We start from the raw sequence: 23,782 nt of genomic DNA, 5'->3' as shown, positions 1-23,782 counted from the left end.
CCCCGGTGATGTCATCCCAGCCCATCATGGGTTAGACACAAGTGATGACCCCCACCATCCTGTGGTTCCGGCAGGATCTCCGCCTGGCCGATAACCCCGCCCTGCACGCCGCCACCACCACCGGCCCGGTCCTGCCGGTCTATATCCTGGATGACGCCGCCGCCGGCCCCCATGCCCATGGCGGCGCCCAGCGCTGGTGGCTGCACCACGCGCTTGCCGCCTTGCAGGCCTCGCTGCGCGCCCGCGGCCTGGAATTGCTGCTGCTGCAAGGCAATGCCGTCACCCTGCTGGCCGACCTCGCCGCCCGCACCGGCGCCCGCACCATCCATGCCGCAAGGCTTTACGAGCCCTGGGCGCGCGCGCGCGACGCAAGCCTCGCCGCCGCCCTCGCCACCACCGGCCGCAGCCTCACCCTGCATAGCGGCGCCCTGTTGCACGAACCGCACCGCATCCGCACCGGCCAGGGCAACCCCTATGCCGTCTATACCCCCTTCTCCCGCGCCATTTTCGCGCTTGGCGAGCCCGCCCCGCCCCTGCCCATACCAGCCCTCACCGCCGCCCCCGCCCAACCCGGCCTGGACCTGCCCGCCCTCGCCCTGCTCCCCACCCGCCACTGGGCAGACGCCTTCCCCAAGCATTGGACTCCCGGCGAGGCCGGCGCCGCCACCCGCCTCGCCCGCTTCGGCACCGCCGAACTCGCCGGCTACGACACCCAACGCAACCTCCCCGGCCTTACCCACGGCACCTCCGGCCTCAGCCCCCATCTGCGCTTTGGCGAAATCTCCCCCCGCCAGGTCTGGCACGCCGCCCGCGCTGGCGGCGCCGCCGGCCCGCACACCTTCCTCAAGGAAATCCTCTGGCGCGAATTCGCCCATCATCTGCTCTGGCACCGCCCGGAAATGCCCGAAGCCCCCTTGCAGAAAACCTTCGAAAACTTCCCCTGGCAGCCTAACCCCCGCTTCCTGCGCGCCTGGCAGCGCGGCGAGACCGGCTACCCCATCATCGATGCCGGCATGCGCCAACTCTGGGCCACCGGCTGGATGCACAACCGCGTGCGGATGATCACCGCGAGTTTCCTGGTCAAACACCTGCTGCAACCCTGGCAGGATGGCGAGGCCTGGTTCTGGGACACGCTGGTCGATGGCGACCTCGCGGCCAATAGCGCCTCCTGGCAATGGGTGGCGGGCTGCGGCGCCGATGCCGCACCCTATTTCCGCATCTTCAATCCCGTGCTGCAGGGCGAGAAATTCGACGCCGATGGCGCCTATACCCGCGCCTGGGTGCCCGAAGTGGCGGCCCTGCCCGCCAAATTCCTCCACCAACCCTGGGCCGCCCCCCGCCCGCCGCAGGGCTACCCCCCACCCATCATCCCCCATGCCGAAGGCCGCGCCCGCGCCCTCGCCGCCTATGCCGCGCTCAAACAGGCGGCCTGAATGCTCGCCCGCCATCTCGACCCCCTGGCCCTGCACGCCCGCGGCTTCGCAGGCCTGCGCGTGGTCGGCGATGTGCATGGCGATGCCCGCGGCTTCGAAGCCGCCGCCGCCGGCGCCGAGGCGCAAAAACTCTTCCTCCTCCAACTCGGCGACCTCACCGATGGCGGCCCCGATTCCCCCGCCGTGCTGCGCCACATCTTCGGCCTGATCGATGCCGGCGCCGGCCTCTTCCTGCTCGGCAATCACGAACACAAGCTGCGCCGCGCCCTGACCGGCACCCGCTTCCGCGGCCCCACCGAAGGCCTCGACCGCACGCTCGAACAATTATCCGCCGCCCCCGATGGCGAGGCGCTCCGCAACCGCATGATCGACGAAGTCGCCCGCGCCCCCGCCTGGCTGCGCCGCGGCCCGGCCATCTTCGTCCATGCCGCCTTCCACCCCGCCATGCTGCACACAGCGCCCCCGCCCGATGCCGGCACCCGCAAGGCCGAACCCCCGGTCACCCGCGCCCTCTACGGCCAGGTCGCCGCCGGCCTGCAAGGCGATGGCTACCCCGAACGCCTGCTCCATTGGGTCGAAACCATCCCGCAAGGCATCATCACCTATTGCGGCCACGACACCCGCAGCACCAATGGCCGCCCCCTGCTGATGCGCGGCCGCGCCGGCGGCGAAGCGCTGTTCATGGATACCGGCGCCGGCAAGGGCGGGCATCTTTCCTGGATTGACCTGGGCCTCTGAGGCCATGACGGCATCGAAAGGCGCGGGTGAGAAGATCGAGGGGCTTTGCCCCTCGAGCACCCCAGCAGGAAACTTAGTTTCCTGCACCTTCGTTTATATTAGGTTAATATTATAATTTCTTAGAATAAAAATATTCTATAAAATGACAATTTATCATATTATATAAAATATCAAAGGTCCAGGAAAATCATTTTCCTGGTGGGAGAGCGCGAGAGGGCAAAGCCCTTTCGCTTTTTTTCCTTCACCACCAGCAATTTCAGTAATAATTTCTGCACGTATCAATCAATATTATACTATATTAAACCATACTCATTGTATTTGAATTTCTATATTTTCATATTCTGTATTCAAAATGCAAATAAAAATATGAATAATTAATTCAAATACATCCCCAAATTTATATCTGTTTGAGCAGAAAAGACTAATCTGTTCTAATTTCCGAAGCATGAAAACGAATTCACGAGAAAATATTATCCGACCTATAAATTTCTAATCCTCAAGACCTTCCTTGCCCAATAGCCCCAGCCCTTCAGTGGCCGACAGGCCTTGCGAGAGGCTTGCAGCCCATATCCCCGCAAGTCCATTCTCAGGAAACTACACCAAGGAAACCCCACATGTCCCCATCCCGCCGCGCCCTGCTGGCCGCGCCCGCCCTCATCGCCACCCCCGCTTTCGCCGCCTGGCCGGAGCGCCCGGTCACCATCATCGTCCCCTTCGGCCCCGGCTCCAGCCAGGATGTGCTGGCCCGCCTCATGGCGCCGCACCTCACCCGCGCCTGGGGCCAGCCGGTGGTGGTGAACAATATCGTGGGTGCCGCCGGCACCATCGGCGTGGACCGCGTCGCCAAAAGCCAACCCGATGGCCTGACGCTGACCCTCACCGGCGATGCCTCCATCGTCGTGCGCGTCTCCATGAACCCCCGCCCGCCCTATGACCCGGTGGCCGATCTCGCCCCGATCTCCCAACTCGGCCGCACCCCCAATGTGCTGGTGGTGAGCAATGCCCCGCCCTATACCACCCTCGCCCAGGTGGTGGCGGCGGCCAAGGCAGCCCCCGGCGCCCTCAGCTTCGCCCATATCGGCGCCGGCACCTCCCAGCATATCGGCGGCGAATTGCTGAACATGCTCGCCGGCATCGAGCTGAACGCCGTGGCCTATAATGATGGCGGTGCGCAATTGCAGGACGTCATCGCCGGCCGCGCCACCATGACATTCGCGAGCGTGGTCACCGCGCTGCCCCGGCTGCGCGATGGCAGCTTCCGCGCACTCGGCGTCAGCAGCCCCGAGCGGGTACCAGCCCTGCCCGACATCCCCACCATCGCCGAGCAGGGTTTCCCCGGTTTTGACGCCGTGGCCTGGCTCGGCCTCTTCGCCCGCGCCGGCACCCCGCCCGAACTGGTCGCGCGCATCCAGCGCGATTGCGTGGCGGCAATGGGCCAGCCCGATATCGCGGCCAGACTGACCGACCTAGGCGTCCAGGTCGTCGGCAATACCCCGGCCCAATTGGCCGCACTCATCCAGACGGAAATCCCGCGCATGGCCGCCGTGCTGCAACGCGCTGGATTGCGGGCGCAGTAACAGCGCCCCCAACCATCACTCAGGGGCCTGGGTGTATGGCTTTGACAGTTGCGGCACCCAGGCCAGGGCCACCAGCGCGGTCCAACGCCCTCACCCCGCCAAAAGCGCGTCCAGCTTCCCCGCCCGCTCCAGCGCCATCATGTCATCGCAGCCGCCAATATGCTGCCCGCCAATGAAAATCTGCGGCACCGAGGTCCGCCCGCCCGAGCGCGCATGCGCCTCTTGCCGCGCAGCACTGCCATTGGGCGCGTGATGTTCCTTCACCGCCACCCCCTTCTTCGCCAGCAGCGCCATGGCGCGCTCGCAATAGGGGCAAAAATTCTGGGTATAGATTTCGACATTGGCCATAAGCGCCGAATTGGCCGCGCCCATCCCCGCCGTCAAGCCCGGCCACGCCCCGGTGCCGCCACCCGCGCCGCCACCAGCACCTCCACCGAGGCCACCCCCGCCGCCAGCAGCGCCTCGGCACAAGCATCCGCTGTCGCCCCCGAGGTCAGCACATCATCGATCAACAACACCCGCCGCCCCGCCAGCAGCCCCGCCCGGCTCTCCGCCACCGCAAAGGCCCCCGCCACCGCCGCACGCCGCGCCTCCGCCCCCAATTCCCCCAACGACGCCGTGCGCCGATGCCGACGCAGCGCATCCGCCGCCCAAGGCTTTCCCACCCGCGCCGCCAACAACCGCGCCAGCAAACCCGCCTGATTATACCGCCGCCCCAGCAGCCTGCGCCAATGCAACGGCACCGGCACCAAAATATCCGTCCGCGCCAGCAGGCCCGCCCCCGCCCGCGCCATATGCAAGGCCAGAGGCCCGGCCAACTCCGTCCGATCAGCATATTTGAACGGCAGCAGCAGCGCCTTCGCGCCATCATCATAGACCAGCGCCGCCCGTGCCGCGGCAAAGCGATGCGGCCGCGCCACACAAGCCTCGCAACGCCGCGCACCCGCATAGGGCAGGGCGGTCCCGCACCCCTCACACACCGGCTCAGCAATAAATTGCAGCCGGCCAAAACACGCCAGACACTGCGTCCCCTGCGCCGAGACCCTCGCCTCGCAGGTCAGGCAATGCGGCGGCAGGGCGGCATCCAGCAGGACACCCCCCAGCCGCCGCAACCCATCAAACCTGCCCGAAATGCGCATCGCCATCGCGGGCGACCTCATGCACCAGGTCAATCTCCCACGACAAATAGGCATGCATCGCCGCCTCCACCCCGGAATTCCGGTCATAAGGCCGCAGATAAAAATCAATGCATTCGCCATCGGCCGGAATGGTCCGATCCGCCACCATCGCCAGCCCCGCCGCCCGCCAGGCCGCGGTGCCACCCTCCAGCACCCGCACCGGTGCCGGGGTCAGCCCGCGCAATTCCGGCACCGCCAGATGCGCCAGCGCCGGGTTCGGCGCCGTCACCACCACCAGCGCCGCCTCGGGCAGCGGCGGCAGACGCGTCCGCACGCCCCAAATCGCCCCGGCAATATGCCCGGCGCGGAAATCCACACTCCGCGCCAAATCCACCACCACCGCGCCCTCAGCCGCCGCCAACTCGGCCACCGTGATCATGGGCTGCTCCATCACCACCGCCCCCGCCGGCACGCCGCTCTCCAAGCCGACGCCTTCCGGTGCCGCCTCCAGCACATGCACCTCCCAGCCGCCCAGCAGCCGCAGCCAAGCCGCCGACATCCTCGCCCGCGCCGTATTGCCCATATCGGTCAGAACAATTCTGGCATGGCGCACCGCCACCCATTGATCCGTCGCCTGAATCAATTGCCCGCCCGGCGCATGCCGAAACCCCGGCAAATGCCCCGCAGCATATTCCTCCGGCGCCCGAACATCGAGAAAATACGTGGTCCGGCTGGTATCGGCCTGCATCGCCGCCAGCCCCGCCGCCGGCAGCAGCTTCACCCCCGCCGAGGCCGCAAACCCCGCCGCGCGCTCCGCCGCCAGATCAGCACTGGCCGGCGTGCCCGGCGCATAGCTGCGGCTCTGCCCCCGCTCACAAGAAAACCCCGCCAATTCCCAGCCCATCGTCCCATTGCGCAGCGCCACAATCCGATTGGGCACCCCCGCCCGCCGCAGGCTCTCCGCCCCCATGATGCTGCGCGTCCGCCCGGCGCAATTGATCACGATGGTCGTCGCCGGGTCCGGCGCGATATCGCCAATGCGATACACCAACTCCCCCCCCGGCACATTGATCGCCCCAGGGATGGTCATCCGGTGAAACTCATCCGCCGGCCGGCTATCCAACACCACCATATCGGTGCCGCTATCCATCAGCGCCTGCAACTCCGGCGGGTCCAGGCTCTCGGTGTGGTAATGATGCTCCGCCCATTCGCCAAACGCCTTGGAGGGCACATTCACCCCGGAGAAGACAACATACCCCGCCGCCCCCCAGGCCGGCGTGCCGCCCTCCAGCACATGCACATCCGCGCAGCCCATCCCCCGCAGCAGCGCCGCCAGCCGCGCCGCATGCTCGCCGCCGCCATCCACGCACACCACCCGCGTCGCCCGGTTGGGCAGCAGCAGCGGTGCCCGCAGCGGCGCCTGCGAGAGCGGGCAGGGCACCGCCCAAAACATATGGGAGGCGCCGAACTCCCCCTCCTCGCGGGCATCGAGAATGGCCAATTCGCGGCCATCGGCGATCCAGGATTTCAGCGTGGCGGGGGAGATCATCGCCTCAGGCCTTCGCCGTCGCCGAGGGCTTCATGAAGTTCTTGTTGCAGGGAATGATCACCCCATCCAACCCATAGGCCTTCCGCTCATCCAGCATGTCGAGCGCGAGGCCATACATGTGCAAATGCCGGGTGGGCACGGGGCCGGTGGTGTGGATGGAGTGAATGGCATCGGGCATCAGGCAAATGCCGCGCCCCGGCTCGATCATCACCTGATGATCCTCCACCACCTCGCAATGCTCGGGGTCAGAGCCATCATCCAGGCGGCGATACACCCGGTTCAACTCCTGCCCATCCACCGCAACCACGACAGCCCAGGTCGTGTGGTCATGCGGCTTGGTTTCATTGCCCGGGTTGAGCGCATTGAGATACAGCGCAAAACGCCCATCCGCATCCTGCTGCAACGGGTAGCGGTTGAGGCCCTTCTCGCCATTGGCCGGCGGCGGAAACTCGGCCGAGGGGAAGAGATGCTCCTGCGCCGCCAGGCCCATCAGCACATCGCGAATCCGGGCGAGATTGTCAGGCGTGACACCCTCAGCCTCAATGGCGCGGATCTGCTCGATCGCGGTGGCAACATGGGCGGTGCGGGCGGCTTTGGTATCATGGATATTCACGGGCGCTCTCCTGGCTGTTATTGCCCGAGCTTAGGCCCAGCCGGGGCGGGATGGGAACCACCATCACCCGCCCGCCCATCGCAGCCCTATTCAGCCATCCGCGCGGGGCAGCCAGGGAATACGCCCCACCTCAATGCCCTCATCGCGCAGCGCCTCGGTCTCCGCCTCCGTCGCCTCGCCATAAATGCCGCGCATCTCCGACTCGCCATGATGGATGCGGCGCGCCTCCTCGGCGAAATCCTCGCCGACATAATCGCAATTCTTCTCGACCTCGGCACGCACCTTTTGCAGCATGGCCACCAGCTGCGCCGGGATAGGCCCGGCCGCCATCTTTGAACCCGCCTGCATCGGCACCGAAGCCTCAGGCACCGGCGGGGCCACGGCCGGCACAGCCTCCGCCCGCCCCTTCACCCCCGGCACCTTCGCCACCGAAGGCGTCATCAAAGCGCGACTCACCCGGGTATCACCACAGGCCGGGCATTCCACCATGCCAGCCTCGGCCTGGCGGTCAAAACCCGCACTGCTGGAAAACCAGCTCTCAAATTCATGGCCCGCTTCGCAGCGGAGGCGATAATGGATCATACCCCGGCAGTCCTGAAGGCGTTTGTCATATGCAAGACATATAGCAAGGCAGCCCCCAATGACGAGGCCCGGCCGAACGCAATTCGCCAGAACGGCGCGGGAGCAGGGGGAAAATAAGATCGATGGGCTTTGCCCCTCGAGCACCCCAGCAGGAAACTTAGTTTCCTGCACCTTCGTTACATTATTGGTTTTAGACCACAATTAATTCCATTGGAATTATTTCTAAAATAAAATATTCTAAAAAACATTAAGATTTATGCAGTAAGCCAGTGCGAACGGAACAGTCTCAAAAAAATATCAAAGGTCCAGGAAAATCATTTTCCTGGTGGGAGAGCGCGAGAGGGCAAAGCCCTTTCGCTCTTTTTCTCCGCCACCAGCGTTTCCCCACAGCATTTTCAAGCCTTGCCGCTTCGCAATAGCCTAAAACGCCACATCCCGGTTCACATCCTTATAGAGCAAATACTCCGCCCCCGCCCAACCCGTGCCATAGAATTGCTGCGGCACATAACTGCCCATCCAGACGAAATCCCCCGTCCAGATTTCATGCCATTCGCGCCCCAGAAGCTGCAGCCCCTGGCCCTGCAGCATGTAAAGCCCATGCTCCATGATATGGGTTTCCACGCAATGGAAATGCGTACCCGGGCCGAAGCCCATGATATTCATCTCAAAATCCATCGACATATCGCCGGTGCCCAGCAGCCAGTAGCGCCAGCGCCCCAGCACATCCTCGCGCGGCGCGTCATCACGATGGCCGAACTTCGCCTTGGGGGGGGCGATACCCTCCACCGCCGTATAAGGCCGTTTCACCCACAGCGCCTGCGCCTCAACATCGCCGGCATTGCGAAACGCCAGCTTGCTGCCGGCCGGCAGATAGGCAAAGCCGCCGGGCACCAGCACCTGCTTTTTCTTGCCCGTGCCCAGTTCCAGCGTGCCGCTCAGCACATACAGAAAATGCTGCAAATTATTGTCGATAGGCGCCGTGGTGCCGCCCCCTGGCGCCACCAGCAGCATGGCCTGGCTGAACCGCGCCCCCATGGCCGGGCTGGTCATGAAGCGCAAAATGCACCCCTGCAGCCCCGGCAGGAGGCTGTCCATAATGCCCGCGGGCGGGAAGACCGCATAATGCGGCGTCAGCCATGCGCGATTATGGCCAATGATTCCGGGAGGGATAGGGCTGCTCATGGCCCTTCTATGCCGCGCCGCGCGGCGGCTGGAAAGAGAGTGCTTTCGTTACGATAACAAAAAACTTCACCGTCCAGACGGTTGCTGTACCGGCCGGACGGTTTATACAGCGGCGATGCTCGATCACCACCCCTCGGCTGCCCAGGATACCCGCAGCCGCGTGCTCGACGCCGCCGAGCATATCGTCCAGTCCCGCGGCGTGCCCGCCCTCACCCTCGATGCCGCCGCGCGCGAGGCCGGCGTCTCCAAGGGCGGCCTACTCTACCATTTCGCCAGCAAGGAGGCGCTGCTCCAGGCGCTGATGCTCCGCCTGCGCGACCATATCCGCCAGCAATTTAACATGGTGCGCCAAACCATCCCCCCGGGGCCTGGCCAGTCCGCCCGCGCCCTGCTGGCCTGGCAATTCGACAGCGGCTGCGCCACCGATGAACGCACCGACCGCGCCGCCGCCATCTTTCTCGCCGCCTTCCATCATGACAGCGCGCTGCTCGACCCGGTGCGGAAAATTCTCGCCGATATCCGCGCCGATCTGCTGGCGGATGGCCTGCCCCCCGGCCACGGCCTGGCCATCATGGCCGCCTGTGATGGCCTGTTCATGGCCCATCTCTTCCGCCTCTATACCCTCGATGCTGCCCGGCTGGCCGAATTGCGCGCCAGCCTCGAAACCCTGCTGGAGACCGCGCCATGAAACGCCTCGTTCTGGTGCTGGCATTGCTCGGCCTCGCCGCCGCCGCCGGCTTCGTCCTCACCCGCCGCCCCCCACCGCCGCCCCCCACCCTGGCCCCGGCCAATGCCATCGCGCCGATGGGCGTGGGCGCCCTGGCCAGGGTCGAGCCGCGCAGCCGCATCCGCAAGCTGAACCAACCCGGCGGCATGGCCGTCACCCGCCTCGCCCGCCTGCATGTCAATGAGGGTGATGACGTGCGCGAGGGCCAATTGCTCGCCGAATTCGCCGATACCCCCCTCAAAGACGCCGAGGTGCTGCGCGCCCGCGCCAATCTCGCCGAACAAAACGCCGTCCTGGCCCGGGTGCGCGCCGGCGGCCGCCGCTCGGAAATCGACGCCCAGCGCGCCCGCATCGCCAGCCTCACCGCCCAGGAGGAAATCTCCCGCCGCGACGCCAGCCGCACCGACCGCCTGGTCCCCAGCGGCGCCGGCGCCGAGGCGGTGGCCGAGCGCAACCGCTTCGCCACCACCCGCGCCAGCGCCGAGCGCAGCCTCGCCGAGGCCGACCTCATCACCCTCTCCACCCCCCGCCCCGAGGATGTCGCCCTCGCCGAGGCCCGCGTCGCCAGCGCCGAGGCTGCCCTCAACAAAGCCCTGGCCGATGCCGCCCTATCGCGCGTCACGGCCCCCATCGCCGGCACCATCCTGCGCATCTACGCCCGCCCGGGTGACCAGGTGAGCAGCGATGGCCTGCTCGATATCGCCGATCTCACCGCCATCGACGTCGTCGCCGATGTCTATGAAACCGACATCCCCCGCCTCACCCTCGGCATGGCGGCCGAGGTGATCGTGCCCGGCGAAACCCGCCGCTTCCCCGCCACCCTGCGCGAAATCGGCCTCACCGTCCGCCGCGCCGCCCAGGCCAATACCGACCCCGTGGCCGCCGTCGATGCCCGCAGCGTCGAGGTCCGCCTCACCCTGGGCGAGGAAGGCCGCGCCCTGCTCGCCCGGCGCGCCAATATGCAGGTGCAGGTCGCGCTGCGGCCCCCGGCGGCCCGATGAACCAACTCCTGCGCAAACCCGCTCTGCTGGCAGCCGATCAGGGCCTCGCCATCCCCCCCACCCGCCGCGGAGCCGGGCCCCTCGCCGCGCTGGGCCTGGCCATCCGCCTCGCCTGGCGCCAACTCAAGGCCGACCGCGCCCGCCTCGCCACCGCCATCGCCGGCGTCATGTTCGCCTGCGTCCTCGTCTTCATGCAGCTCGGCTTCAAAGGCGCGCTCTTCGACAGCGCCACCAATATGCTCGCCGCCATGCGCGCCGATCTCTTCCTGATGCACCCCATGACCCAGGCCAGCTTCCGCCCCGAGCGCCTGCCCCGCATCCGCGCCTGGCAGGCCCTGGCCGACCCCGATGTCGCCCATGCCGTGCCGATCTATCTCGAGCAGGCAACCCTGCGAAACCCCGCCACCGGCACCCGCCGCTCCGCCCAGGTCATAGGCTTTGACGCCTCGGCCGGCGCCGTCGCCTTCACCGGCCTGCCGCCACTGATCGAGGCCCTGCAACGCCCCGATACCCTCGCCTTTGATGCCCGCTCCCGCCCCGAATTCGGCCCCGTCGGCCGCCTCTTCCGCGACCATGGCCCCTATCACCTGCAACTCGGCCGGCGCGATTTCGAACTCGTCGGCCTGGTCGAGATCGGCCCCAGCTTCGGCGCCGACGGCAATGTGGTGATGAGCGAGACCAATTTCCGCCGCGTCTTCGCCCGCCCCCCCGGCATGGCCGATCTGGTGGCACTCCGCCTGACCCCCGGCGCCGATGCCACCGCCGTCCAGGCCCGGCTGCGTGCCCTCCTGCCCGCCGATGTGGTGGTCCTCACCCATGCCGAACTGGTCCGCGGCGAGCGCGCCTATTGGGAAAACGGCACCCCCATCGGCTTCATCTTCCTCTTCGGCTCCATCATGGGCCTCGTGGTCGGCATGGTCATTGTCTATCAGATTCTCTTCGCCGATATCGCCGGCCATCTCAGCGAATACGCCACCCTCAAGGCCATGGGCTATTCCAACGCCTATCTCTCGCGCGTCGTGCTGGGGGCGGCTGTCATCCTGGCCGTCATCGGCTTCATCCCCGGCCTGGGGCTTGCCATCTTCCTCTATGATTTCGTGGCCAAAGCCACCTTCCTGCCGCTGCACATGCCCCCCGACCGCGCGCTCTCGGTCTTCCTCATGATCTTCGCCATGTGCTTCACCGCCGGCCTGCTCGCCATGCGAAAACTGCGCGACGCCAACCCCGCGGATATGTTCTGACATGGCGCAAACCTGCCCCGTCGAACTCAACAACGTCACCTTCGCCTATGGCGAGGGCGAACTCCGCCGCACCGTGCTGCGCGATGTGGCCCTGCGCATCGAAGCCGGCGAGATCGTCCTGCTCACCGGCCCCTCCGGCTCGGGCAAGACCACGCTCCTCACCCTCATCGGCGCGCTGCGCGCCATGCAGCAGGGCGAGGCCCGCATCCTCGGCCAGGAACTCGCCGCCGCCCGCGAGGCCGAGCGCGTCGCCCTGCGCAGCCGCATCGGCTTCATCTTCCAAAGCCACAATCTGCTCGGCTTCCTCACCGCGCGGCAAAATGTCGCCATGGCGCTCGAACTCCAGGGCGGCCTCAACGAGGCAGAACGCCTCGCCCGGGCCGCCGAAATGCTCAGCGCCGTCGGCCTCGCCGACCATATCGACAAGCTGCCGGCCAAACTCTCCGGCGGCCAGCGCCAGCGCGTCGCCGTCGCCCGCGCCCTGGTCGCCGAACCCGGCCTGATCCTGGCCGATGAACCCACCGCCGCGCTGGACCGCGCCTCCGGCCAGGAGGTCGTGCACCTGCTGCGCGACCTCGCCCGCCGCCAGGGCACCCCCATCCTACTCGTCACCCATGACCCGCGCATTCTCGACATCGCCGACCGTATCGTGGCGATGGAAGATGGCCGTATCACGCAGACGCCATCCACATCCGCTTGACCGCCAGGGCCCGGGACAGGACGAGTGCAAGCCAGAATCAAAAAAAGGATTTCCTTCATGTTCAAATGGATGATCGGCGCCCTCGCCGGCATCACCCTGGCGGGAATAGCCCAGCCCGCCCAGGCCCAAGCCACGCTCGACGCCGTTCGCGCCCGCGGCGCGCTCAATTGCGGCGTCAATACCAATGCCCCCGGCTTCACCACTATCGATTCCCGCGGCGACTACCAAGGCATGGTGGCCGATCTCTGCCGCGGCCTCGCCGCCGCCATTTTCTCCGATGCCACCAAAGTGCGCTGGGTGCCGCTCACCTTCGCCACCCGCTTCACCGCCCTCACCGCCGGCGAGGTGGATGTGCTGATGCTCACCTCCACCCACACCGTGCTGCGCGACAGCACCCTCGGCCTGCGCTTCACCGCCAATTACTTCTATGACGGCCACGGCTTCATGGCCGCGCGCGCCACCAATGCCACCAATGTGGCCGCCCTCGCCGGCGCCTCAATCTGCCTGCTGCAAGGCACCACCAATGAAGGCATCACGGCCGAGTATTTCCGCTCGCGCAACCTCGCCTTCACCCCCGTGCTCTTCGCCGATCAGGACCAGGTGGTGCGCGCCCTCGCCGCCGGCCGCTGCGATGCCTATGGCATGGACGCCTCAGGCCTCGCCTCCGCCCAATCGGCCCTGCCCAACCCCGCCGATTGGGTCATCCTGCCCGAGCGCTTCTCCAAGGAACCCTACACGCCCGAGATCCGCCGCGGCGATGAAAACTGGTTCGACATCGTCCGCTGGTTCGTCGCCGCCCTCATCGAGGCCGAGGAAAGCAGCGTCACCCAGGCCAATGCCGCCAGCCTGCGCAACACCTCACAAGACGCCAATATCCGCCGCCTGCTCGGCGCCCTGCCCGAAGTCGGCCAAGCACTGCGCCTCGACCCGGCCTGGGCACTGAACGCCATCCGCGCCATCGGCAATTACGGCGAAATGTACAACCGCCATTTCGGCCCCGGCACGCCCGTGGCCATGCCACGCGGCCAGAACGAAATCTGGACCCGCGGCGGCCTCCACTACGCACCGCCCTTCCGCTGAGCCACGCGCTCTCGCCAAGATCTCCGGCGATTGGAACGGCGCATCCCGCCGCTTCATTCGCCGGAGCAATCCCCGGCCGCGTCCGGGCCGGCCATCCGGACGAAACTTTCAACATGGATCGGGGTTAACCATCCGGTAGCGGTTACTCAAAACGAACAGCGAGCTAAAGTAAGATCGAGGGGCTTTGCCCCTCGATCACCCCAGCAGGAAACTTAGTTTCCTGCACCTTCGTTTATTAATTATTTTAATATTATTGCACTCCAGCCATGAATTTTTTATTTATTATTATAATAAAATATATTATAATATCAAAAAATAAATTATGAAATAAATGAATTAAAATTCCATTTATTATGTTAAATAACCTCTGGTAATTTTCTGATTGAGTAAATATTCAATCGAAGGTGCAGGAAACTCAGTTTCCTGCTGGGGTGCTCGAGGGGCAAAGCCCCTCGACCTTTTCCCGCGCCATCCGTTTTCCGGCCCCTCTCAAAAATAATACAGCGCGAACGAATACCGACCGCCCCCAGAATCCATCCCAAGGCAATATTCCTTTGCCTTTCCCAGACAAAAATCCTATAATCCGGTCCCCTCCTGGAGCCGCCCCCCATGCAAACCCCCTGGAAAAACTTCCGCGCCACGCCCCCCGGCATCCAGGCCCGCCTCACCAAACCCGTCCCCTGGCGCCCCATGACCGACGAGGAATGGGAGGCGGTTATGCATTTCATGGTTTTCGCCCATCCTGGCCCGGGGCGGCCGACCATTTTCGGTGCCCGCCGCGCCCTTGATGGCTGTTTCCACGCCGCCTGCTTTAATGGCCCGTGGAAGGACCTCCCCGGCGCTTATGGCAAGCCAGACAGCATGAGCCGGCTTTTCCGCCGCTGGGCGCATGCTGGGTTATGGTCGATGATGCTGAAATTCGTCGCCAAGGAGCGCCCGGGGCTGGAGGCCATCCAATACTGGGTTTGTCGTGCCTTCCGTCGCGCCTGGCGTATTCAGGGCTTGGCCGGGCTGCGCCTGGCCCGTCGCCTCGGCCTCGATTCCGCGCTGCGCGCCCCCAGTTGGATGCTGCCCGACCCGGATTTGTCCGAATACTACCACAAGGTGCTTTTACCGCGGCATCAGGCCACGCTCTTTGACCAGCCGGTAGCCGTCATCCGAGGCCATATCGCCCTTTGGCGGCAGATTTATAGGCTGATCATCGGCCGGCGCAGCATTGCCCGCTGGATGGCCCCGCCATGAGCCCCTCGGCCCAGCCCATGCACCGCATCCGCAATCACCCGGCGCCCGCGGCGTGCCGCACGGGCCGAACCATAGCCCTCCGCCCGGCGCGCGGTGCGCCCAATACGCCCTCTCGGGCAGGCCGCTCCATGCCCGCCTCATGCCCCGTGCTTGACACCAGCCCCCGCCAGCCTCGACCATCCCTTCCAGGCATTTCCCTGGGAGATATGATGATGTTGAAAAAAGGTCTTTGGGCCGCGGCCATGGCCGTCTCGGCGTTGCTGGGCGCGGCTCCGGCTTCGGCGGGCCCGGTGATGGACGCCATCCGCGCCCGCGGCGTGCTCAATTGCGGCATCAATACCGGTGTGGCCGGCTTCGCCCTGCCCGATAGCCGTGGCGAGTGGCAGGGCCTCGATGTGGATCTCTGCCGCGGCCTCGCGGTGGCGGTGTTGAATGACGCAAGGAAAGTGCGCTTCATCCCGCTCTCCTCCTCCACCCGCTTCACCGCACTTGGCGCGGGTGAGGTGGATGTGCTCTTCCGCACCTCCACCCAGACCATGCTGCGCGACACCACGCTCGGCCTGCGCCACGTCACCACCTATTTCTATGACGGCCACGGCTTCATGGTGCGCAACGCCCTGGGCGTGAGCCGGGTGCGTGAGATGAACGGCGCCACCATCTGCCTCATCCAGGGCACCACCAATGAGCAGGTGACGGCGGATTACTTCCGCTCGGTCAATGTCCCCTTCCGCCCGGTGGTCTTCGAGCGCACCGACCAGGCCGCCGCCGCCCTGCAGGCCGGGCGTTGCGACAGTTTCGGCACCGATGCCTCGCAGCTCGCCGCCGTGCGCTCCACCATGCAAAACCCCCGCGAATGGACGGTGCTGCCCGAGCGCTTCAGCAAGGAGCCCTACGCCGCCTATATCCGCCGTGGCGATGATGACTGGTTCGATGTCGTGCGCTGGTTCACCACCTCCATCATCGAGGCTGAGGAGCAGGGCATCACCCGCGCCAATGCCGAGGAACAGCGCCGCACCAGCACCAACCCCAATACCCGCCGCCTGCTGGGTGTGACGCCTGAGCTTGGCCAGTCGCTGCGCCTCGATCCGGCCTGGGCCTATAACGTGATCCGCGCCATCGGCAATTATGGCGAGCTGTATGAGCGCACCATGGGTGAGAATACCCCGGTCGCCCTGCCGCGCGGCCCGAACAACCTCTGGACCAATGGCGGGCTGATGTACGCCCTGCCCATGCGATGAGCGCCCGCCGCGCCAGGACACAAGGCGCGGCAGCAAAACACCATATCGGGCAGAGGCGCACGAAAAGCGCCTGGGGGCTGCCCGGTATGGCTTCTTCCACCCCCTCCCAACCTCAGCCTGTGGTCAGGCGCTCAGCCCGGCGAGAGGCAGGGCAGGGCGCGCAGCCAATCGAGATGGGCTGCGGGCAGCAGATCCGCCCCGGCCAGAAGATGGGCGCGGTAGTCTTCGGTCGGCCGCAGCCCCTCGGCGAGATGCCGGCAGGCGATATAGGTCATGGCCGGCACCGGCCCGGAGGCTGCGGCGACCATCACCGCCTCGCGCTGATAATGCCCACTCGCCACGCCCTCATAATGGTCGAGCACGCCAAGCCCTTCGGGCGGCATGGCATTGAGGGTGCCAGGGGTGCTGGCGCCGGCTTGGCGGGTGATATTGGCATAGCCTCCGCCGGGGGTGCTGCTGGCAATGACATTAAAGCACAGCGCCCAATCCATAAGCCGCCCCGCGATTCGCGGGCCATGCCCCACCCCGGCCCCGCCCAGGCGCTGCTCGAACAGCCGTGCCGGGTTCATGTTGGAGCCATAGGCGAAATACCAGACCCATCCGTCGGGAAGCATGCGGTGCCTTTCAGGGGGCAGGGTGGGCGGCATCAGGCGGGAGAGGATGGTGCGGGTGGTCGGAATCGAACCGACACTCTGTCACCAGAACCGGATTTTGAATCCGGCGCGTCTACCAGTTCCACCACACCCGCAACGCAAGTCTCTTGTGCCCAATTGTGGCGGCGCCTGCAAGCGTCAGGCGCGGCGCTTCATGGTGAGGCGGCGCGGTGCCGCCCCGGTCTTCACCTCGGCAAAGCGGGCCAGCACATCCTCGGGCCAGGCGGAGACGCGGCGGCTGGCGACATCGACGCAGAGATAGAGCACCTCATGCGCCGAGGAGGTCCAGCCCTGGCCATGATGGAACATACGGTGCTCCACCATCAGCCGCTTGCCGTCATAATCCAGCACCCGGCTTTCGGCGCCGATGGTATCGCCCTCCAGCATCTCGCGCTGGTAGTCGAGCCAGGCTTCGACCGCGAAGGTGGTCCGCCCCCCCGCCCGCAGCGGGTTTCCCAGGCCCAGCGCCGACCACAGCCGGTCGGTCTGGAAATCGAAGGCCACCAGGTAATAGCCCATATTGAGGTGCTGGTTGCTGTCGGTCCAATCCTTGGAGACCGTGGCCAGCACCTCATCCCAGCGAAACCAGCCATCCTCGAAGCGCATGGATCAGTGGATATCCTCAGAGGCGGCGAGGGCGGCTTTGAGCTTCTTGATGTTGAAACCCTTGGCCTGCGCCATGTCCAGAATCACCGCTTCCTTGCGGGTCAGCAGGTCGATCGCCGCCGGCAGCTTGGTCACCGCCTCATGGGGGATGACCACGGCGCCGTGGCGGTCGGCATGGATGACGTCATCGCTGACGCAGGCCATGCCATAGACCGAGACCGGCCGGGCCCAATCCACCACATGGACATAGGCGTGGCTGGGATTGATGACGCCGAGCAGCTGGAATTCCGGGGCCAGGGCATCGAGGTCACGGAAGCTGCCATTGGTGACGCAGCCCTCGGCGCCCAGGCCCTTATGCACGGCCGAATTCACCTCGCCCCAGAAGGCGCCGGTGCCGGGCACATCATCAAGGTCCTGCAGCACCACAATTGTGGGCATGGCGGCCTTGGCGACATATTCATACCAGCCGATGCGTGCCGCGCGGTCATCATCCTTGGAGCGGCCCGAGGGGAAGGCGGCGCGGATGGTGCCCACCCGGGCGAGGCCGCAGATCGGTTTCATATTGGGGTAGGCGCATTGCACCGGGCGCACCGTGAAGCCATGGGTGCGCCGGGCGGGCACCACCAGTTCGAGCGCATTGCAGATGGTGGGGGTGTCCCAAGCCTTGAGGGCTTCGAGATCGGCCTGGGTGAAGGGGTATTGGCTCATGATGGTTCCTCCGTGATGGGCATAGTCTTGGGGCGAAATGCCGCTGGGTCAAACCTGGGCGATTTCGTGACATTTGCGTGGGGCGATGGGCCTTGGCTTGCCGGGGCTGGGTGCAGAGGTTATCGCAAAATCATGCGTCTTCTCCCCCTCATCCTCCTCGCTGCCTGGCTGCCGGTTTTGCCTGCCGCGGCGCAGACCGGCCGCTTCGGTTCGGCAGCATCTGCCAGTCTCGGCCCGCCCGAGGCGGCGCTCTTCCCCTCCCTCGCGGCCTTGCAGGACCGGCTGGAGGAGCAGGGCTGGATGGTGCGCGGCCAGGGCACCTTTGTATTGCAGGGCAATGCGGCGTTTCGCTCGCCCTATCGTGGTGAGAGTTCGCTCGCGCCGGTCGCCAATGCGCGCAACACCCAGTCGGTGGACCTCGTGCTGGGTCGTGCCCTGTGGGAGGGGGCGGAGGTGGTGATCAACCCCTCCATCACCCGCGGCTTTGGCCTCTCCGATGCCCGTGGCATGGCGGCATTTCCGAATAATGAGGCCTTCCGCCTGGGCAGCACCGCGCCTTATGCCTATGTGCCACGGGTGTTTTTTCGCCAGACGCTGGCGCTCTCGGCCGATAGCATCGCCTCCGATGATGACCCGCTGCGCTTCAGCCGGCCGCTGCCGCGTGAGCGGGTGACGATCACCATCGGCAAGTTCAGCGCCTTTGATATCTTCGATGATAATCGCTACGCGCATGACCCGCGGACCCAGTTCCTCAACTGGTCGCTGGTCTCCGGCTCGGCGACGGATTTTGCCGCCGATGCGCGCGGTTATACCAACGGCGTGGCGCTGGAATGGGAGAATGGCGTCTATGCCGTGCGCGGTGCGGCGTTTCAGGTGGCGCGCGAGGCCAATGGGTTGTTTCTCGACCCCTCGATCACCCGGGCCTTTCAGATGGTGGGCTCGCTGGAGCGGTTTTGGGCCATTGGCGAGCGGCAAGGCGCGGTGCGGTTGATTGGGCTGCTCACCCGCGCGCGGCAGAATAGCTGGAGTGATCTGTTCCAGAACGGCTTCGACACTTTCGATAAGAACCCCAATACCTATCGCCGCAAGGCCTCGATGGGGATCAGTTTTGACCAGGAGATCACCCAGGATTTTGGGGTGTTTGGCCGGTTTTCCTGGGGAGATCATCGCAGCCAGAGCTGGATGTTCACCGAGCATGACATGGCGATCTCCGCCGGTGCGGCGCTGCGTGGCCAGCGCTGGGGCCGGCCGAGTGACACGATTGGGCTGGGCAGCAATATCGGCTTCGCCAGCGATGGCAGGCGGCGTTATCTGGAGGCCGGTGGCATTGGGTTTATTGTGGGCGATGGCCAGTTGAATTATCGCCCTGAATGGATCACTGAATTATATTATGACGCGCGGGTCGCACCCGGTTTGCACATGGCGCTGAATTATCAGCTGGCGGTCAATCCTGGCTATAATAGTGACCGTGGACCAGTTCACCTGTTTGCGTTACGAGTGCGTTCAAGCTTTTGAGGCTGCTATGCTGTCGCTATGGAATGAGACGCCGTTTTGGGTAGCACTCGCCCTTTTCACGCTGATGCCGGCGATATGCGCGCTGCTGGTAGGGCGAATTATCACCTCACTGTTTACCCAGGCCGAGCTTGATCGCAACGCTACCTTGGGGGCTGCCAAATCCAATATTTTGGTCAGCATATAATCTGTTGTGCTGGCTCTTACCCTCGTCGGTTCTTGGGATGCTTACAACGCCATCCGCGATTCGATGAGGAAGGAGGTCTCCTCGCTCTATACCCTCAACCTTGTCATCGATTTCTACCGGGGCGAGGCAAATGCCCCGTTGCGCAACGAGATGCGCAGCAGCATGGCTATCTATATTGCTGCCATGGTCGATGGCGAGTGGCCCTATCTGCGCACGGGGGTGCTGGAGCGTTCGGCCGAGCCAGAATTCCGCCGAATGGTTCGTGCCTTCCTCGACGTGGAACCCACGGCGCAGTACCAGGATTCGATGTCGGGCAATGTTTCGCTATTTCTTGACACGCTGAGCGAGGCGCGAATCTCCAGGCTTTGGGCGCATTCGCGTGCAATGCTCGTCATGGGTTGGACGCTGCTATTCTCTGTCACTGTCGCGGTGCTCTCGTTTCAGTGGTTCTTCGGCGGCGGGATGGGGCAGTTGCAATATCTTCTGGGTTTTGGAGTTTCGCTGATCAGTGGGATGGTGATGTTCTTGTCAGCCCGCTTGGCCTATCCATTCTCGGGTGCCGAGCCCTTCCTCAACTACCTCCCCTATCTACGGATCCTGGATTGAACCAGGCTGGGTGCGGCCTGGCCTGGCCGCGTTGGCGCTGCTGGAGCCGCGTTTCGCGGAGATAGAATCGCGCGCGGGACCGCTGCCCTGGCGCAGCCGCGCCTATGGTTTTCCAGGGATTCTGCGCGCCATTTGCGGCCAGCAGATCATCAATCAGGCGGCGGAGGCGATTTGGCGGCGCCTGGCGGCGATTGATGGCGCGCTGACGCCGCAGGGGCTGCTCGCACTCGATGATGCCATGCTGTGCGGGGTGGCGGGCCTCTCCCGCCCCAAGGCTGCGCATGCGCGCGCCCTGGCGCAGGCCTGCCTGGATGGCCGGCTGGATTTCGCCGGGCTGGCGGCGGAGGAGGATGATGCGGCGGCGGCGGCGCATATTGCCGCGGTGAAAGGGCTGGGGCCGTGGACGGCGGATATTTATTTGCTCTTTGCCGAGGGGCGGCAGGATGTGTTTCCGCGCGGCGATGTGGCGCTGGCGGCGGGGGCGGCGCATTTGCTGGAATTGCCCGAGCGCCCGGCGCCACGCGCCCTGGTGGAGATGGCCCGCGCCTGGTCGCCCTGGCGGTCCCTGGCGGCGCGGTTGCTGTGGCACCATTGGCGATGGGTCACCGGGCGAGCGGCTGGTGAGACAATATCTTCATTTGTCATCTTGTTGTCGGTGTGGATCATGGATTAATCGCCGGTCATAATTCCCTCACCCTATATTTGGAGAAACTCAAAATGAGCATTCTGTCCCGTCGTGGTTTCTTTTGCGCCTGTGGCGCCATTGGCGTGCATAGCGTGGCCCAAGCGCAGGCTCCGGCCTCGCCATCCGGCCTGACGCCTGACCAGGCGATTCAGCGCCTGATGCAGGGCAATGCCCGCTTCCGCGCCGACATGCCTGCCCAGCCTGATACGAATGCCGCCCGCCGCGCGTCGCTGCTCGGTGGCCAGCAGCCTTTCGTGGCCGTGCTGGGCTGCTCTGACAGCCGCGCGCCGATTGAAACGGTGTTCAATGAAGGTGTGGGCAATGTGTTCCCCGCCCGGGTTGCCGGCAATTCCGCTTTGCCTGGCATGGTGGGCACGTTGGAATATGCCGTGGCGGTGCTGAAGGTGCCGCTGATCATGGTGATGGGCCATGAGAATTGCGGCGCGGTCTCGGCGGCGAAGGCGGTGGTTGAGAATGGCACGGCGCTGCCCGGCGAACTCGGCCCGATGGTTGCACCGATTGTGCCCGCGGTGGTGCAGTCGATGAAGGCGGGCGGCAATGACGTGGTGAACAACGCCGTGCGTTTGCATGCCCAGTTGACCGCGCGTTGGCTGCGTAGCGATTGCCGGATCATTGCGAATGCCGTCGGCCGCGGTGAGGTGAAGGTTATCGCCTCCTACTACGACATCGATCAAGGCTCGGTGACGATCCTGCCGGATTGATCCTGCCGGATTAACCATGGCGGATTGACCATGGCGGTGAGGCTGCGCAGCCTGGGGCTATGCCCATGCTCGCAGCCTCCATCCTTGCCACCTCGGCGCCGCCCATCCCCACCGTGCGGGGTTGGGCGGGGCGGTATAATGGCCCAGCACCGCTGCTGGACCTGACCCAGGCAGTGCCTGGTTACCCGGCACACCCGGAGCTTTTGGCGCGGCTGGGGGAGATTTCCGCCAGCACGGCTAGCACCTCTTATGGCCCGATTGATGGTGATGTGGCCCTGCGCGAGGCTTTGGCGGCTGATGCCTCGGCGTTTTACGGAGCGGTGATTTCGCCGGGTGAGGTTGCCATCACCGCCGGGGCGAATCTGGGTTTTGCGATGGTGATGGCGACGCTGGCGGGGCCGGGGGCGCGGGTGGGTTTGCCCACGCCCTGGTATTTCAACCATGCCATGACGCTGTCGATGCAGGGCAGCACGGCCGTGCCCATACCTTGCCATGCCAGGAATGGCTTTGTGCCTGACCCGGCGGAGTTGGAGGCGCTGCTGCCGGGGCTCGCCGCCCTGGTTCTTGTCTCACCGAATAATCCGACGGGGGCGGCCTATCCGGCGGAGACCATCCACGCCCTGGCGGAGGGCTGCCGGCGGCATGGGGTTTGGCTGGTGCTCGATGAGACTTATCGTGATTTTCTGCCCCAAGCGCTGCCGCATGCGCTCTTCAGCGCGCCGGATTGGGCCGAGAATTTCGTCCATCTCTATAGTTTTTCGAAGGCCTATTGCTTGCCCGGACATCGGCTGGGGGCGGTGATTGGCGGGGGCGCATTTCGGAGCGAATTGCTCAAGGCGCTGGATAGTTATCAGATTTGCCCGGCGCGCCCGGCCCAGGCGGCGCTGGCCTGGGGGGTGGCGGCGCTGGCGGAATGGCGGGCGGGCAATCGGGCCATCATGGCGGCCCGCGCCGATGCGGCCCGCGCGGCGGTGGGGCAACTGGCTGATTGGCGGCTGGAATCACTGGGCACTTATTTTGCTTATTTGCGCATTCCTGACGCGGCGGAGGATGCGCAGGCACTGGCTGAGGCGCTGGCGGTGGAGAGCGGGCTGCTATGCCTGCCGGGGCCGTTTTTTGGCCCGGGCCAGGCGCGGCATTTGCGCCTGGCTTTCGCCAATGCCGAGCCGGCGCGGATTGCGGAGATTCCCGGCCGGCTTCAGGCCATCCGCCTAGCCACGTCTTCCAGCGTATAGCCGGCCACTTTCTTGTAGCCGCCGGTGATGGCCAGCAGTTCTTCCTGGCTGATCACATCCTCGATGCGCTTGAAGGGCTTGTCGGAGGTGCGCAGGAACACCGCGCGCAGGATGGCGTCGGGCGGGTTGGCGCGGTTTTGCAGCACAATGGCGGCGGTGGCGGGCAGGCGCTCGGCCTCATAGGCGGCGAGCCCGGCCTCGATCGTGCTGGTGGCGGTGCGGTGTTTGGCCCGGGCTACGGCATCGAGGATGGATTGGCCGGCGCCATTGGAGCCGCGCGGCACCATGGGGTGTGCGGCGTCACCCAGCAGCGTGGCGCGGCCATGGCTCCAGCGCGGCAGCGGGTCCTGATCGACCATGGGGAATTCCAGGATCACTTCGGCGTTGCGCAGCAGGGCTGGGATGTCGAGCCAGTCGAAATGCCAATCGGCGAAGGCGGGGAGGAAATCCTCCAGCTTGCCGCGGCGGTTGCAGTCGCGCTCGAGATGCTCGGGCGTGTCGATCTTGGCCACCCAGTTGATGAGTTGGTGGCCCTCTTCGTCGATGTCGTTGCGGATGGGGTAGATGACCATCTTGCCATGGCTGAGCCAGCCGGCGCGGATCATGGGCGCGCCGGATAGGAAGGGTTTGTGGCGGGTGACGCCGCGCGTCAAACCCGCCGGGGCCGCAGGAGCGGCCAGAGCAGGGCGGCGGCGGTCATCGCCCAGAGTATCAGGCAGATGGGCGAGCCGAGCAGCGCCCAGGCATCGCCATCGCTCAGCGACATGGCGCGGCGCAGATTATCCTCCAGCATCCGCCCCAGCACGAAGCCTAGCACGATGGGCACGAGGGGGGTGGCCATTTTGCG

Annotated in this window: 26 protein-coding genes, 1 tRNA gene and 1 pseudogene; 16 read left to right on the top strand and 12 right to left on the bottom strand. The window is 65.4% G+C overall.

Translation table 11 applies throughout. The annotated features are described in order from the left end of the window. Nucleotides 1-44: 44 nt before the first annotated feature. The 3 genes from ABWP84_RS10310 (at nt 45) to ABWP84_RS10300 (ending at nt 3,748) form a co-directional block, all read left to right on the top strand. Nucleotides 45-1,433, top strand: coding sequence for a deoxyribodipyrimidine photo-lyase (locus ABWP84_RS10310; protein WP_353211935.1), 1,389 nt, complete (start codon nt 45-47; stop codon nt 1,431-1,433). Further along, nucleotides 1,434-2,171, top strand: a complete 738-nt coding sequence (locus tag ABWP84_RS10305; protein WP_353211934.1) for a metallophosphoesterase — start codon at nt 1,434-1,436, stop codon at nt 2,169-2,171. Between the two features lie 614 nt (nt 2,172-2,785). Then, complete coding sequence (locus ABWP84_RS10300; RefSeq protein WP_353211933.1) at nt 2,786-3,748, top strand: tripartite tricarboxylate transporter substrate-binding protein; 963 nt, start codon at nt 2,786-2,788, stop codon at nt 3,746-3,748. Between the two features lie 90 nt (nt 3,749-3,838). Here ABWP84_RS10300 and grxC read toward each other — a convergent pair whose 3' ends face one another. The 6 genes from grxC to allE all read right to left on the bottom strand — a co-directional run bounded on the left by grxC (nt 3,839) and on the right by allE (nt 8,792). Further along, entirely contained in the window at nt 3,839-4,096 is a 258-nt protein-coding gene (grxC, locus tag ABWP84_RS10295; RefSeq protein WP_353211943.1) for a glutaredoxin 3, read from the bottom strand. Between the two features lie 32 nt (nt 4,097-4,128). Further along, entirely contained in the window at nt 4,129-4,908 is a 780-nt protein-coding gene (locus ABWP84_RS10290; RefSeq protein WP_353211932.1) for a double zinc ribbon domain-containing protein, read from the bottom strand. After that, nucleotides 4,865-6,415, bottom strand: coding sequence for a rhodanese-like domain-containing protein (locus ABWP84_RS10285; RefSeq protein ID WP_353211931.1), 1,551 nt, complete (start codon nt 6,413-6,415; stop codon nt 4,865-4,867). Before ABWP84_RS10285 ends, ABWP84_RS10290 begins: the two co-directional genes overlap by 44 nt. A 4-nt stretch (nt 6,416-6,419) precedes the next feature. Next, nucleotides 6,420-7,028, bottom strand: coding sequence for a cysteine dioxygenase (locus tag ABWP84_RS10280; RefSeq protein ID WP_353211930.1), 609 nt, complete (start codon nt 7,026-7,028; stop codon nt 6,420-6,422). 90 nt (nt 7,029-7,118) lie between these two features. Then, nucleotides 7,119-7,610 carry a DUF1178 family protein gene (locus tag ABWP84_RS10275; RefSeq protein WP_353211929.1) on the bottom strand — a complete coding sequence of 164 codons (492 nt, stop codon included), beginning with the start codon at nt 7,608-7,610 and terminating at the stop codon, nt 7,119-7,121. A gap of 420 nt (nt 7,611-8,030) precedes the next feature. Then, complete coding sequence (allE, locus tag ABWP84_RS10270; protein ID WP_353211928.1) at nt 8,031-8,792, bottom strand: (S)-ureidoglycine aminohydrolase; 762 nt, start codon at nt 8,790-8,792, stop codon at nt 8,031-8,033. 115 nt (nt 8,793-8,907) lie between these two features. On the opposite strand from allE, the gene ABWP84_RS10265 reads away from it, so the two are divergent. The 7 genes from ABWP84_RS10265 to ABWP84_RS10235 all read left to right on the top strand — a co-directional run bounded on the left by ABWP84_RS10265 (nt 8,908) and on the right by ABWP84_RS10235 (nt 16,021). Further along, complete coding sequence (locus ABWP84_RS10265; RefSeq protein WP_353211927.1) at nt 8,908-9,480, top strand: TetR/AcrR family transcriptional regulator; 573 nt, start codon at nt 8,908-8,910, stop codon at nt 9,478-9,480. Further along, on the top strand, nt 9,477-10,520 hold the full coding sequence (locus tag ABWP84_RS10260; protein WP_353211926.1) for an efflux RND transporter periplasmic adaptor subunit: 1,044 nt from the start codon (nt 9,477-9,479) through the stop codon (nt 10,518-10,520). The genes ABWP84_RS10265 and ABWP84_RS10260 overlap by 4 nt, the downstream gene beginning before the upstream one ends. Then, a complete protein-coding gene (gene devC / locus ABWP84_RS10255; RefSeq protein WP_353211925.1) occupies nt 10,517-11,761 on the top strand; it encodes an ABC transporter permease DevC in 1,245 nt (414 codons plus the stop codon). The genes ABWP84_RS10260 and devC overlap by 4 nt, the downstream gene beginning before the upstream one ends. A gap of 1 nt (nt 11,762) precedes the next feature. Then, a complete protein-coding gene (locus ABWP84_RS10250; protein WP_353211924.1) occupies nt 11,763-12,461 on the top strand; it encodes an ATP-binding cassette domain-containing protein in 699 nt (232 codons plus the stop codon). A 57-nt stretch (nt 12,462-12,518) separates the two neighbouring features. Next, a complete protein-coding gene (locus ABWP84_RS10245) occupies nt 12,519-13,541 on the top strand; it encodes an amino acid ABC transporter substrate-binding protein (protein WP_353211923.1) in 1,023 nt (340 codons plus the stop codon). A 609-nt stretch (nt 13,542-14,150) separates the two neighbouring features. Further along, nucleotides 14,151-14,783: a transposase gene (locus tag ABWP84_RS10240; protein WP_353211922.1), complete on the top strand. Its 633-nt coding sequence runs from the start codon at nt 14,151-14,153 to the stop codon at nt 14,781-14,783. 206 nt (nt 14,784-14,989) lie between these two features. Continuing rightward, a complete protein-coding gene (locus ABWP84_RS10235; protein ID WP_353211921.1) occupies nt 14,990-16,021 on the top strand; it encodes an amino acid ABC transporter substrate-binding protein in 1,032 nt (343 codons plus the stop codon). A 131-nt stretch (nt 16,022-16,152) separates the two neighbouring features. Here the strand turns inward: ABWP84_RS10235 and ABWP84_RS10230 are convergent, their stop codons facing one another. The 4 genes from ABWP84_RS10230 to ABWP84_RS10215 all read right to left on the bottom strand — a co-directional run bounded on the left by ABWP84_RS10230 (nt 16,153) and on the right by ABWP84_RS10215 (nt 17,988). Beyond that, entirely contained in the window at nt 16,153-16,635 is a 483-nt protein-coding gene (locus ABWP84_RS10230) for a gamma-glutamylcyclotransferase family protein (RefSeq protein ID WP_353211920.1), read from the bottom strand. Between the two features lie 47 nt (nt 16,636-16,682). Continuing rightward, nucleotides 16,683-16,769, bottom strand: a tRNA-Leu gene (locus ABWP84_RS10225). A 43-nt stretch (nt 16,770-16,812) separates the two neighbouring features. Continuing rightward, nucleotides 16,813-17,280, bottom strand: coding sequence for a thioesterase family protein (locus tag ABWP84_RS10220; RefSeq protein WP_353211919.1), 468 nt, complete (start codon nt 17,278-17,280; stop codon nt 16,813-16,815). 3 nt (nt 17,281-17,283) lie between these two features. Continuing rightward, on the bottom strand, nt 17,284-17,988 hold the full coding sequence (locus tag ABWP84_RS10215; protein WP_353211918.1) for an RraA family protein: 705 nt from the start codon (nt 17,986-17,988) through the stop codon (nt 17,284-17,286). Nucleotides 17,989-18,120: 132 nt separating this feature from the next. On the opposite strand from ABWP84_RS10215, the gene ABWP84_RS10210 reads away from it, so the two are divergent. Genes ABWP84_RS10210 through ABWP84_RS10185 form a run of 6 tightly spaced genes read left to right on the top strand, consistent with a single transcriptional unit; the run spans nt 18,121 to nt 22,935 of the window. Next, on the top strand, nt 18,121-19,503 hold the full coding sequence (locus ABWP84_RS10210) for a carbohydrate porin (RefSeq protein ID WP_353211917.1): 1,383 nt from the start codon (nt 18,121-18,123) through the stop codon (nt 19,501-19,503). Continuing rightward, nucleotides 19,457-19,687 (top strand): hypothetical protein, encoded by a 231-nt coding sequence (locus ABWP84_RS10205; RefSeq protein WP_353211916.1) that lies wholly within the window; start codon nt 19,457-19,459, stop codon nt 19,685-19,687. The genes ABWP84_RS10210 and ABWP84_RS10205 overlap by 47 nt, the downstream gene beginning before the upstream one ends. 6 nt (nt 19,688-19,693) lie before the next feature. After that, nucleotides 19,694-20,293, top strand: coding sequence for a hypothetical protein (locus tag ABWP84_RS10200; RefSeq protein WP_353211915.1), 600 nt, complete (start codon nt 19,694-19,696; stop codon nt 20,291-20,293). 10 nt (nt 20,294-20,303) lie between these two features. Beyond that, complete coding sequence (locus ABWP84_RS10195; RefSeq protein ID WP_353211914.1) at nt 20,304-20,966, top strand: DNA-3-methyladenine glycosylase 2 family protein; 663 nt, start codon at nt 20,304-20,306, stop codon at nt 20,964-20,966. Nucleotides 20,967-21,010: 44 nt separating this feature from the next. Beyond that, complete coding sequence (locus ABWP84_RS10190; protein WP_353211913.1) at nt 21,011-21,700, top strand: carbonic anhydrase; 690 nt, start codon at nt 21,011-21,013, stop codon at nt 21,698-21,700. Nucleotides 21,701-21,759: 59 nt separating this feature from the next. Then, entirely contained in the window at nt 21,760-22,935 is a 1,176-nt protein-coding gene (locus ABWP84_RS10185) for an aminotransferase (RefSeq protein ID WP_353211912.1), read from the top strand. Here the strand turns inward: ABWP84_RS10185 and ABWP84_RS10180 are convergent. Together ABWP84_RS10180 and ABWP84_RS10175 are read right to left on the bottom strand one after the other, a co-directional pair. Continuing rightward, nucleotides 22,899-23,540 (bottom strand): FAD-dependent monooxygenase, encoded by a 642-nt coding sequence (locus ABWP84_RS10180; protein ID WP_353211911.1) that lies wholly within the window; start codon nt 23,538-23,540, stop codon nt 22,899-22,901. The genes ABWP84_RS10185 and ABWP84_RS10180 overlap by 37 nt on opposite strands. A gap of 44 nt (nt 23,541-23,584) precedes the next feature. Then, nucleotides 23,585-23,782, bottom strand: a pseudogene (locus ABWP84_RS10175) (tripartite tricarboxylate transporter permease); the annotation flags it as partial.

The organism is Rhodovarius sp. (assembly GCF_040399605.1).
Taxonomy (GTDB): domain Bacteria; phylum Pseudomonadota; class Alphaproteobacteria; order Acetobacterales; family Acetobacteraceae; genus Rhodovarius; species Rhodovarius crocodyli_A.
This window is presented reverse-complemented; position numbering and strand designations above follow the sequence as displayed.

Bases quoted from the DNA above. Each gene is read 5' to 3' on its own strand.
- ABWP84_RS10245 (WP_353211923.1), top strand. From the start codon at position 12,519: ATGTTCAAATGGATGATCGGCGCCCTCGCCGGCATCACCCTGGCGGGA.
- grxC (WP_353211943.1), bottom strand. From the start codon at position 4,096: ATGGCCAATGTCGAAATCTATACCCAGAATTTTTGCCCCTATTGCGAG.
- ABWP84_RS10310 (WP_353211935.1), top strand. From the start codon at position 45: ATGACCCCCACCATCCTGTGGTTCCGGCAGGATCTCCGCCTGGCCGAT.
- ABWP84_RS10185 (WP_353211912.1), top strand. From the start codon at position 21,760: ATGCCCATGCTCGCAGCCTCCATCCTTGCCACCTCGGCGCCGCCCATC.
- ABWP84_RS10305 (WP_353211934.1), top strand. From the start codon at position 1,434: ATGCTCGCCCGCCATCTCGACCCCCTGGCCCTGCACGCCCGCGGCTTC.
- ABWP84_RS10190 (WP_353211913.1), top strand. From the start codon at position 21,011: ATGAGCATTCTGTCCCGTCGTGGTTTCTTTTGCGCCTGTGGCGCCATT.
- ABWP84_RS10285 (WP_353211931.1), bottom strand. From the start codon at position 6,415: ATGATCTCCCCCGCCACGCTGAAATCCTGGATCGCCGATGGCCGCGAA.
- ABWP84_RS10220 (WP_353211919.1), bottom strand. From the start codon at position 17,280: ATGCGCTTCGAGGATGGCTGGTTTCGCTGGGATGAGGTGCTGGCCACG.
- ABWP84_RS10265 (WP_353211927.1), top strand. From the start codon at position 8,908: ATGCTCGATCACCACCCCTCGGCTGCCCAGGATACCCGCAGCCGCGTG.
- ABWP84_RS10235 (WP_353211921.1), top strand. From the start codon at position 14,990: ATGATGATGTTGAAAAAAGGTCTTTGGGCCGCGGCCATGGCCGTCTCG.
- ABWP84_RS10240 (WP_353211922.1), top strand. From the start codon at position 14,151: ATGCAAACCCCCTGGAAAAACTTCCGCGCCACGCCCCCCGGCATCCAG.
- ABWP84_RS10180 (WP_353211911.1), bottom strand. From the start codon at position 23,540: ATGATCCGCGCCGGCTGGCTCAGCCATGGCAAGATGGTCATCTACCCC.
- ABWP84_RS10250 (WP_353211924.1), top strand. From the start codon at position 11,763: ATGGCGCAAACCTGCCCCGTCGAACTCAACAACGTCACCTTCGCCTAT.
- ABWP84_RS10215 (WP_353211918.1), bottom strand. From the start codon at position 17,988: ATGAGCCAATACCCCTTCACCCAGGCCGATCTCGAAGCCCTCAAGGCT.
- ABWP84_RS10290 (WP_353211932.1), bottom strand. From the start codon at position 4,908: ATGAGGTCGCCCGCGATGGCGATGCGCATTTCGGGCAGGTTTGATGGG.
- allE (WP_353211928.1), bottom strand. From the start codon at position 8,792: ATGAGCAGCCCTATCCCTCCCGGAATCATTGGCCATAATCGCGCATGG.
- ABWP84_RS10260 (WP_353211926.1), top strand. From the start codon at position 9,477: ATGAAACGCCTCGTTCTGGTGCTGGCATTGCTCGGCCTCGCCGCCGCC.
- ABWP84_RS10210 (WP_353211917.1), top strand. From the start codon at position 18,121: ATGCGTCTTCTCCCCCTCATCCTCCTCGCTGCCTGGCTGCCGGTTTTG.
- ABWP84_RS10275 (WP_353211929.1), bottom strand. From the start codon at position 7,610: ATGATCCATTATCGCCTCCGCTGCGAAGCGGGCCATGAATTTGAGAGC.
- ABWP84_RS10230 (WP_353211920.1), bottom strand. From the start codon at position 16,635: ATGCTTCCCGACGGATGGGTCTGGTATTTCGCCTATGGCTCCAACATG.
- devC (WP_353211925.1), top strand. From the start codon at position 10,517: ATGAACCAACTCCTGCGCAAACCCGCTCTGCTGGCAGCCGATCAGGGC.
- ABWP84_RS10300 (WP_353211933.1), top strand. From the start codon at position 2,786: ATGTCCCCATCCCGCCGCGCCCTGCTGGCCGCGCCCGCCCTCATCGCC.